Below are 9,376 nucleotides of genomic sequence, written 5' to 3' on the forward strand. Positions count from 1 at the left end.
GTGCGGCACCGGAGCGCCCCCGCACAACGACCGGTGTCCATCAGGTGAACGATCGACTTCGAGTGATGATCGTCATCATGGGACGACGACCCCAATGAACCCATCACCTTGATAGGTGTTATGGGTGAAACGAGGTCCCACCCTGCTGGCCCTGCTCCGCGGCGCCCGCGCCCACCCCGGCCCGGCATCGGTCGCCACGGTCACCGGGCTGCTCAACGGCGCCACCATGGTGGCCGGCGCGGCCGCCGTCGGCTGGGCCACCGACCACGTGGTGATCCCGGCGCTGTCCGGCGAGCGTGTCCCGCCGGGCGACTGGTGGCTGAGCACCCTGTTCGTTCTCGGGGTGTCGGCGGTCCGCTGGAGCACCATCTTCGTCCGGGGAGTCGCCACCGGCCGGGTGCAGTACCGGGCCCAGGCCGACACCCGCCGGGCCGTCGCACACCGCTATCTCGAGCTGGACCTGCCCTGGTTCCGGCACCGCTCCCCCGGCCGGCTGCTGGCGCACGCGATCTCCGATGTGGACGCGCAGTGGTCGCCGATGCAGTTCGCGTTCTTCGCCTGCGGCATGGTCTTCATGCTGCTGCTGGCGCTCACCGAACTGTTCCTGCGGGACGTGTCGCTCGGGCTGGCCGGGCTGGCCCTGGTGGTGTCGGTGTTCACGCTGACCGCGGTCTACCAGCGGCTGCTCACGCCGCGGGCCCGGGAGATGCAGGAGGCGCGCGGGCTGGTCGCGGCGGTCGCCCACGAGTCGATCGAGGCCGGGCCGGTGGTCCGCAGCCTGGGCCTGATCGATGCCGAGGACGCCCGGTTCACCGCGAACGTGCAGCGGCTGAAGCGGGCCGACATGCGGATGGCCGCGGTGAGTTCGGTCTTCGACCCGCTGCTGGAGTTGTTACCGACCGCGACGGTGCTGTTGGTACTGGCCGTGTCGGCGCCCCGGGTCGCTTCGGGTGAGCTGTCGGTCGGTGATCTGGTCGGGGTGATCTATCTGCTGATCACGGTGTCCATTCCGCTGAACGTGATCAGCCGGTTCCTGTCGATGCTGCCGATGTCCGGCGCCGGCCTGGAGCGGGTCCGGTCCGTTCTGGACAGTACGGAGGTCACCGCATACGGGACCGCTGATCTCCCGGGTGACGGGCCGCTGCGGGTGGCGACGAGCACCGGGCTGACCCTGGAGCCGGGCACCGTCACGGTGGTCGTCGGCCGGGTCGGATCGGGCAAGACGACCCTGCTGGAGTTGGCCGGTGGCCAGCGCGTTCCGGCCGGGAGAACGGTGTGCTTCGACGGCGTCGACGTCCGTTACCTGGCCCGCGGCGTGGTGGCGGCGAACGTGGCGGTGGTGTCCCAGGACCCGTTCCTGTTCGCCGAATCGATCCGCGCCAACCTCGAACTCTCCGGCCACCCCTCCGCCGAGGCGAGAGACACCGCAGAGGTGGAAGAGGCGGCTGGGAGACGGCCGTATGACGAGGGCGAGATCTGGGGGGCGCTGGAGCTGGCCGCCGCGGACGAGGTCGTGCGGGAGTTGCCGGGTGGGCTGGACACCGTGGTCGGGGAACGCGGCGCGACTCTGTCCGGTGGGCAGCGGCAGCGGCTGTGCATCGCGCGGGCCCTGCTGCGCCGGCCCCGGTTGCTGCTGCTGGACGATGCCACGTCCGCGCTGGACTCGCGGGTGGAGCGGGAGGTTCTGGGCCGGATCCGGGACTCCGGGCGGACCGTGCTGATGACCACGAACCGCCCGGCCGCGGTGGCGATCGCCGACCGGGTGGTGCTCGTCGAGGCGGGCCGGATCGCCGCCACCGGCAGCCACGAGGAGCTGATGGAGATCGACGAGTACCGCCGCCTGATCACCGCCTACGAGCACGGGCAGGAGGCCGCGGGCGATGACCGTACCCAGCTGGCTCGTTAAGGTCCTGATCCTGGCCCTGCTCGCCGGAGCGGGACGGATCATCGCCCCGCTGACCGTGCAACGGGTGATCGATTCCGGTCTGGCCACGCACACGGTGGGCCCGGCGATCACCGTCGGCGCGGCGGCCGTGCTGGTCGCCGGGGTGTCGTCGATGCTGCTCAACCGGGGTCTGCAGGAGCGGGCCGAGACCACCGTCGCCGGGCTGCGGCGGGCCGGGCTGCGCCGGGTGCACGAGATGGCGGCGAGCCGGGCGGACCGCACCCCGGCGGCCGATCTGGTGTCCCGGCTGACCTCCGACCTGGACCAGATGACGACGTTTCTGCAGGGCGGCGGCATCCAGCTGGTCACCAGCACGGCGCAGCTGCTGATCGCCGGGGTGATCATGTCGGTCTACAGCTGGCAGCTGGCCCTGCCGGTGCTGCTGATCGCCGGACTGCTGCTGGCCGGCATGTACCTGATGCAGCGGCTGATCGGCCGGCGGTTCGCCCGGGCTCGCCAGGATCTGTCCGGTCTGCAGCGGGTGGTGGCGGAATCGGTGGCCGGTGCGGCGGTGATCCGGTCCACCGGCACCCAGGACCGGATGCGGGCAAAACTGGACACGGCTGTGGACCGGGCCCGGGACAGCCTGATCCGCACGCTGCCGCCGCTGCACGGCAACGCGTCGTCCGGTGAGATCGCGATCGCCACGATGACCGTGACGGTGCTGCTCGGCGGGGTCTGGTGGGCGCTGGCCGGGGACGGTGCGCCACGGCTGACGTCCGGTCAGGTGGTGGCGATGGTCTTCCTGGTGACGTTCTTCGTGCGGCCGCTGCAGTTCCTGGTGCAGAGCCTGGGCGAGGCGCAGAACGCCCTGGCCGGCTGGCGCCGGGCGAAACAGCTGGTGGAGACGCCGAGCGCGGAGGTCACCGACGGCGTCGCACTACCCCCGGGACCGGTTGCGGTACGCGTGGAGCAGGCCTCCGCGAGATACGGCGACGGCCCACCGGTCCTGCACCAGGTGACGGTGACCATCGAAGCGGGCGAGCACGTGGCGATCGTCGGCCGGACGGGTTCCGGCAAGTCCACGTTCGCCAAGCTGCTGACCCGCCGTCTGGACCCGTCGTCGGGCACGATCCTGCTCAGCGGCGTCCCGCTGGACCGGCTCGCCCCGACGGCCGGCCGGGTGGTGATCCTGCCGCAGGACCCGTTCCTGTTCGAGGGCACCGTGTCCGGGAACGTCCACCGCGGCGACCTGAGCCGAACCGGCGACGAGGTGCTGCGCGTCTTCGACGACCTGGGTCTGCGCGACTGGCTGCACGCCCTGCCGGACGGCCCGGACACCGAGGTCGGGCTGCGCGGCGAGCGGCTGTCCGCGGGCGAGCGCCAGCTGGTCGGCCTGGCCCGGACCGCGCTGGCCGACCCGGACCTGGTGATCTTCGACGAGGCCACCTCGGGCATCGACCCGGCCACCGACGTGGCGGTGCAGGCCGCCCTGGCCACGCTGACCCGGGGCCGGACCACGATCGCGATCGCGCACCGGATGATCACGGCGGAGAACGCGGACCGGGTGCTGGTCTTCGACGCCGGACGGATCGTGCAGTCCGGCCCGCACCACGTGCTGGCCGGGCAGGAGGGCCCGTACCGAAAATTGGTCGAGGCCTGGAACCGCTCGTAGACCTGCCAGCCGTTCGGGCATCCGCCGAATGACCGAACGGCTGCTGGTCACGGCGGGGATGATCTGGTTTCCTCGGGGAGCCCTGAAATCCGACGAAGCGGGACTCATGCTCCGAAAGCTCGCCGCGGCCGCCGTCATGCTCGCGGTCGTCCCGCTCGCTCTGTTCAACAGCAACGGTGACGCCGACGCGGCCACCGCCCTCGCCCCGCAACCGGGCAACTTCACCGGCTACGGCTTCGACGCCTGCACCGCCCCGGCGAGCGCCTCGATGGCGGCCTGGCTGAAGTCGTCGCCGTACCGCGCGGCCGGCATCTACTTCGGCGGCGTCAACCGCGGCTGCACCCAGAAGAACCTCACCGCCTCCTGGGTGCGCGAGCAGGTCACCCGGGGCTGGCGGCTGATCCCGCTCTACGTCGGCCCGCAGGCCAGTTGCACCACGCTGACCAGCAAACGCGTCAAGATCGACAACACGAAGGCGGCCGCGCAGGGCCGGGCCACCGCCGACGACGCGATCCGGCAGGCCGGCGCGCTGGGCCTGTCGAAGGAGAGCATCCTCATCTACGACATGGAGGCGTACCGCACCGACGACGCCGCCTGCCGTGCCGGGGTGCTGAACTTCATGAGCGCGTGGACCGCCCGGCTGCACGACGCCGGCTACTTCTCCGGCTACTACAGCAGCACCTCCTCCGGCATCCGGGACCAGGTCGCGGTCTACACCCAGCCCGGGTACGTCCGGCCGGACTACGTCGACTTCGCCCGCTGGGACCAGGTGGTGACCGTCGCCGACACGGACATCCCGGCCGGCTACTGGCAGCCGAAACGGCGGATGAAGCAGTACCGCGGCGACCACAGGGAGACGTGGGGCGGCGTCACCATCAACATCGACAACGACTATCTCGACGTCGCCCGGCTGCCCGGCAACAAGCTCTCCGACTTCAACCGCAACGGCTGGTCCGACGTGCTGGCCCGCACCTCGGCGACCGGCAACCTGTACGCGTACCCCGGCAACGGCACCGTGCTCACCGAGAGCGCCCGGCTCAAGGTCGGCGTCCACGCGTCGGCGAACGCACTGCTGCGGATGGACCTCAACCGGGACGGGTACGTCGACATGATCGCCCGTACCAAAGCCGGTGCGGTGTACTTCTATCCCGGTCTGAGCAGCGGCAAGTTCGGCAAACGCAAGCAGCTGTACAAGAACTTCAAGCACATGCGCGAGTTGACCGCGATCGGGGACTTCAACAAGGACGGCTATCCCGACCTGCTGGCCGTGCAGAGCAGCAACGGCAACATCTACCTCTACCCGGGGCAGAAGGGCACGAAGTTCGGCAAGCGCAAGGTGCTCGCGTACGGCAACTGGACCACCCGCAGCGAGTTCACCGGGGTCGGCGACTTCGACCGGGACGGCTTGCCGGACCTGGTCATGAAGGTGACCAGCACCGGCGACCTGTACCTCTACCGCGGCAGGGCGGGCGGCTTCCACCCCGGCGTGAAGATCGGCTCGGCCAAGGGCCTGCGGGACATGCTCGGCGTCGGCGACTTCGATCGGGACGGTTACACCGATCTCGTCGCGGTCCGGAGCGCCACCGGCGACCTGATGCTCTTCAAGGGCAACGGCAAGACCCTTTCCGCGGGCGTACGCCTGGCAACCGGCTACAAGGGACGCTCGCCGCTGTTCTGACCGGGCGAGGTGACAGCACCGGGCAGGGTGACGCCACCCGGCAGCGTGAAGGCGACGGTCGTGCCGCCGCCCGGGGTCTCGTCGACCCGGATCGAGCCGCCGTGCCGCTCCACGATCCGCCAGCAGGTGGACAGGCCGATGCCGTGCCCACCGGCGCTGCCGTTGCCGAGCCGGGTGAACATCTCGAACACCCGGCGCCGCTGCTCCGGCGGGATGCCCAGGCCGTTGTCGGCGACCAGGACCGTCCAGTCGCCGGACTCCTCGCGGACCGCGGACACCACCACCCGGCAGTCCCGCTCCGGATCCCGGTACTTGATCGCGTTGCCGACCAGGTTCTGCAGCAGCTGCCGGATCAGCACCGGGTCACCGGCGACCACCGGCAGCCGGCCGGGCGCCTCGACACCCGCCCCGGCGGCCTGCGCGGCCGGGGCCAGGTCGGTGCGCACCTGCTCGAAGATGTCGGCCAGGTCGGTCGGCACCCGGTGCACCGGAGCACTGCCGGCCTGGGCGTAGTCCAGCAGCGACCGGATCAGGTTCTGCATCCGGGTGACCGCGCGCCCGGCCGCCTCCACCCACTGCAACGGCCGCCCGGACACCTCGTCGCCGATCAGCTCCAGGTACCCGTTGACCGCGGTGAGCGGGGCGACCAGGTCGTGGCTGACCGCACCGGCGAAGTTGTTCAGGTCGGTGTTCGAGCGGCGCAGGTCGGTGTTGGCGGCGGCCAGCTCCCGGCGGGCCTCCTCGATCGCCCGCTGCTGGGCGCGGGCGCTCGTCACGTCGTGCATCGCCACCACCGCGCCCTGCGGCATCCCGCCCGGCCCGGACAGCGCCCGGCCGCTGGTGCTGACCTGCATCGGCTCCCGGTCCGGCCGTTTGATGACGATCTCGGCGTCCTTGACACTGCCGTCGTGCAGCGCCCGCAGCAGCGGGATCCGCTCCGGCCGCAGCGGTGTCGTCCCGTCGGTCTCGAAGAGCTGGTACCGCCCGGACAGGTGGTTGACGTCGACGTCCGGGTCGGCGTCCAGCCCGTGCCACTCCCGGGCGGCCCGGTTGAACAGGGTCAGCCGGCCGGACTGGTCGGCGGCCACCACCGCCACGTCGATCGTCGCCAGCAGCGTGTCGGTCCACCGCTGCCGTTCCTCGGCCAGCGCCGCCAGCTCGGCGTTGATCCGGGCCTGCCGGCGCCGCTCGAACAGGGCCAGGATGATCTGGGCCAGGTCGTGCAGGCGGTCGATCTGGTCGTCGTCCAGCTCCCCCGGCTCCAGGTCGAAGACGCAGAGCGAGCCGAGCGCGTGGCCCTCCGGCGTGACCAGCGGGAACGACGCGTAGAACCGGACCCCGGCGAGCACCCCGGTCACCCACGGGTTGTTCCGGAACGTCGGGTCGACACTGGCGTCCTTGACGTACGTGAACTCGCCGCTCTCGAACCGCACCGCGCACATCGAATCCGACCGCGCCGAGTCGCTGCCCTCGAACCCGACGGTGGTGAGCTGGCACTGCCGGTTCTCGTCGATCAGGTTCAGTGTCGAGTGCGGCACCCCGGCCACCGTGGCGGCGACCCGGACCACCGCCTCCAGCTCGTCGCCGGCGGGCGCGTCCAGGAGCCGGTACTCGTGCAGGGCGACGAGACGCAGCCGCTCCCGCTCCGACACCCCCTCGGCCAGATCCACGCCTGACGTATCGGCGACGTCAGCCATGATCTGACGGTTTCCCCGGCAGCGTGACCACCACCGTGGTGCCGCCGCCCAGGGTCTCCCCGATGGTGATCGCCCCGCCGTGCCGTTCGGCGATCCGCAGGCAGCTGGACAGCCCGATGCCGTGGCCCGGCACCGGCACGCCGTCGACCCGGGTGAACATGTCGAAGACCTCCTCACGCCGCTCCGGCGGGATGCCGATGCCGTTGTCGGCGATCAGCACCGAGTCGGTGCCGGCGCTGATGTCGATCCGGCACGGGCGGGACGGATCCCGGTACTTGATCGCGTTGCCGATCAGGTTCTGCAGCAGCTGCCGGATCAGCACCGGGTCGCCGGTCAGCGTCGGCAGGTCGGTCGGCACACTGACCCGGGCCCCGGCGACACCGATGTCCCCGGCCAGATCCTGCAGCACCTGGGCGAGCAGATCACCGAGCGGGACCGGCCGGTGGCGCACCGGGGCGCTGCCCGCCGCCGCGTACCCGAGCAGGGCGTCGATCAGGTCCCGCATCCGCACCACGGCCTGCGCCGCCGACCTCACCCACTCGTCGGTACGCCCGCCCTCGGCCCCGCCCTCCCCCGGATCCAGGTCGCTCAGCAGGTCGAGGTAGCCGCCGACCGCCGCCAGCGGGGCGACCAGGTCGTGGCTGACCGCCCCGGCGAAGTCGGTCAGGTCCGAGTTCGAACGGCGCAACTCGGCGTTCGCGGTGGCGAGCCGGCTGTGCGCCTCCTCGATGATGCGCCGGCGGGTACGTTCGGCGGTCACGTCGTGGATGGCCACCACCGCCCCGTTCACCTCACCGGTCGCCGACCGCAGCGGGGCCGCGTTGGCCCGTACCGACCGGTTCCCGCGGGTCGTCCCCCGGATCACCATCTCCCGGCCACGGACCGCCTCGCCGGTACGCATCGTCACCCGCAGCGGCAGATCCTCGTCCTCGACCGGGGTCTCGCCGTCCGGCTGGAACAGGTGGAACCGTTGCGCCGCCCCGTCCAGGTCGCCGGTCATGTCGACCTCCGGCGGGTGGATGTCCCGGGCCGCCCGGTTCACCATCAGCACCCGGCCGTCCCCGCCGACCGCGACGACCGCCTCGTCGATGCTGTCCAGCACCGTCCGGGTCCACTGCTCGCGGGCCTGGATCGTCTCCTTCAGCCGTGCGGTCAACCGGGCGTTGCGGCGCCGCTCGAAGAACGCCACCACGATCCCGGCCAGGTCGACGAGCCCGGCGATCTGTTCCTCGGAGAGCCGCCCCGGTTCGCTGTCGAAGACGCAGAGGGTGCCCATCACGTGCCCGGCCGGGCTGATCAGTGGCGCCGACGCGTAGAAGACGATCCGGCCCAGCACCCCGGTCACCCACGGGTTGTCCCGGAACACCGGATCGGCGCGGGCGTCCGGCACGTGCACGAACACACCCTCGTGCAGGCGGACCGCGCACATCGCGTCGTCCCGGTCGCACTGCCGGCCCGGGAACCCGACAGTGGTCAGCTGGTACTGCATGCGGTCGTCGAGCAGGTTCAGGGTCGCGGTCGGCACCTTGGCGACCGCGGCCGCCACCCGCACGACGGACTGCAACTCGGCAGCCGCCGGGGTGTCGAGCAGGTGGTACTCACGCAGCTCACGGACCCGCGCCCGTTCCCGCTCCGTGCCCGCCTCAGCCTGGATGCCCACGAGCTACCTATCGGCACCCGGGCGGCGCCCCTGACCGTCAGAACCAACGGCGCCGACGGTAGTGGCCGTGGTGCCGGTAGTGCCCGTGATGACGGTAGTGGCCGTGGTGCGCGTAACCGTGGCCGTAACCGGGGTGCCCGTACTGACCGGGATGCCCGTACTGACCAGGATGACCGTGGTGGCCGTGCGTCCCGTACATCCGGTAGTTGACCTCGCGCAGCAGACCGTCGACCGCCGGGTTGTGCCGGCCGTGGGACATGCGTTGCAGCCTGGACGCGACCATTCCGAGCACGAACCGCTTGACAAAGCCCACCGCACGTCTCCTAAATTCGAGTGCCTGGACTCCAGGGTAAGCCGCCCGCACCACCCCTGACCTGTAACAATCCTGTCAGTCCGCTGTGTCAGAGCCGCTCGAGCTGCTCCTCCAGGTGGAAGACCTGATCCAGGACGAGCATCCCCTCGTCCGGCCGGGCGTCCCCCAGGACCGGGAAGAACTCGGCCATCGCCGCCTGCCAGCGCGCGTTCACCTCGGTCCGGGCCATCGCCGCCTGCGCGCCCACGAAGTCGTCGGTGACCAGGGTGCCGACCAGCAGCCCGTCACCCCGCAGATAGAGCCGGTAGTCCCGCCACCCGGTCTCGTGCAGCGCCTCGAGCATGTCCGGCCAGACAGCGGCGTGCACCTCCCGGTAGGCGTCGAGTTTCGCCGGATCGACCTGAAGGGTGAAGCACACGTGGGTCATGCCGACATCCTGCCCCGCCCGGATAGAACGTTTCAAGACCG

7 protein-coding genes are annotated in these 9,376 nt (G+C 71.1%); 3 read left to right on the forward strand and 4 right to left on the reverse strand.

Annotated features, from left to right (window positions below):
* Positions 1–124 precede the first annotated feature (124 nt).
* The 3 genes from Aco03nite_RS40465 (at position 125) to Aco03nite_RS40475 (ending at position 5,238) form a co-directional block, all read left to right on the forward strand.
* The gene (locus Aco03nite_RS40465; protein WP_203806142.1) at positions 125–1,906 is read left to right on the forward strand and encodes an ABC transporter ATP-binding protein; all 1,782 of its coding nucleotides are present in this window, start codon (positions 125–127) and stop codon (positions 1,904–1,906) included.
* Positions 1,881–3,560: an ABC transporter ATP-binding protein gene (locus tag Aco03nite_RS40470; RefSeq protein ID WP_203806144.1), complete on the forward strand. Its 1,680-nt coding sequence runs from the start codon at positions 1,881–1,883 to the stop codon at positions 3,558–3,560. Before Aco03nite_RS40465 ends, Aco03nite_RS40470 begins: the two co-directional genes overlap by 26 nt.
* Before the next feature lie 106 nt (positions 3,561–3,666).
* The gene (locus Aco03nite_RS40475) at positions 3,667–5,238 is read left to right on the forward strand and encodes a glycoside hydrolase domain-containing protein (RefSeq protein ID WP_239145845.1); all 1,572 of its coding nucleotides are present in this window, start codon (positions 3,667–3,669) and stop codon (positions 5,236–5,238) included.
* Here Aco03nite_RS40475 and Aco03nite_RS40480 read toward each other — a convergent pair.
* The 4 genes from Aco03nite_RS40480 to Aco03nite_RS40495 all read right to left on the reverse strand — a co-directional run.
* Entirely contained in the window at positions 5,211–6,935 is a 1,725-nt protein-coding gene (locus tag Aco03nite_RS40480; protein ID WP_203806148.1) for a sensor histidine kinase, read from the reverse strand. The genes Aco03nite_RS40475 and Aco03nite_RS40480 overlap by 28 nt on opposite strands.
* Positions 6,928–8,595 carry a sensor histidine kinase gene (locus Aco03nite_RS40485; RefSeq protein ID WP_239145846.1) on the reverse strand — a complete coding sequence of 556 codons (1,668 nt, stop codon included), beginning with the start codon at positions 8,593–8,595 and terminating at the stop codon, positions 6,928–6,930. Before Aco03nite_RS40485 ends, Aco03nite_RS40480 begins: the two co-directional genes overlap by 8 nt.
* Positions 8,596–8,632: 37 nt before the next feature.
* Positions 8,633–8,908: a hypothetical protein gene (locus Aco03nite_RS40490; protein ID WP_203806150.1), complete on the reverse strand. Its 276-nt coding sequence runs from the start codon at positions 8,906–8,908 to the stop codon at positions 8,633–8,635.
* Between the two features lie 88 nt (positions 8,909–8,996).
* The coding region (locus Aco03nite_RS40495) for an L-rhamnose mutarotase (protein ID WP_239145847.1) at positions 8,997–9,376 on the reverse strand (380 nt) is incomplete at its 5' end.

The sequence above is a fragment of the Actinoplanes couchii genome, assembly GCF_016862075.1.
Lineage (GTDB): Bacteria > Actinomycetota > Actinomycetes > Mycobacteriales > Micromonosporaceae > Actinoplanes > Actinoplanes couchii.

What these genes read in the sequence shown, in the direction of transcription:
- Aco03nite_RS40470 (WP_203806144.1), top strand. Translation starts at nt 1,881, where the DNA reads ATGACCGTACCCAGCTGGCTCGTTAAGGTCCTGATCCTGGCCCTGCTC.
- Aco03nite_RS40480 (WP_203806148.1), bottom strand. Translation starts at nt 6,935, where the DNA reads ATGGCTGACGTCGCCGATACGTCAGGCGTGGATCTGGCCGAGGGGGTG.
- Aco03nite_RS40475 (WP_239145845.1), top strand. Translation starts at nt 3,667, where the DNA reads ATGCTCCGAAAGCTCGCCGCGGCCGCCGTCATGCTCGCGGTCGTCCCG.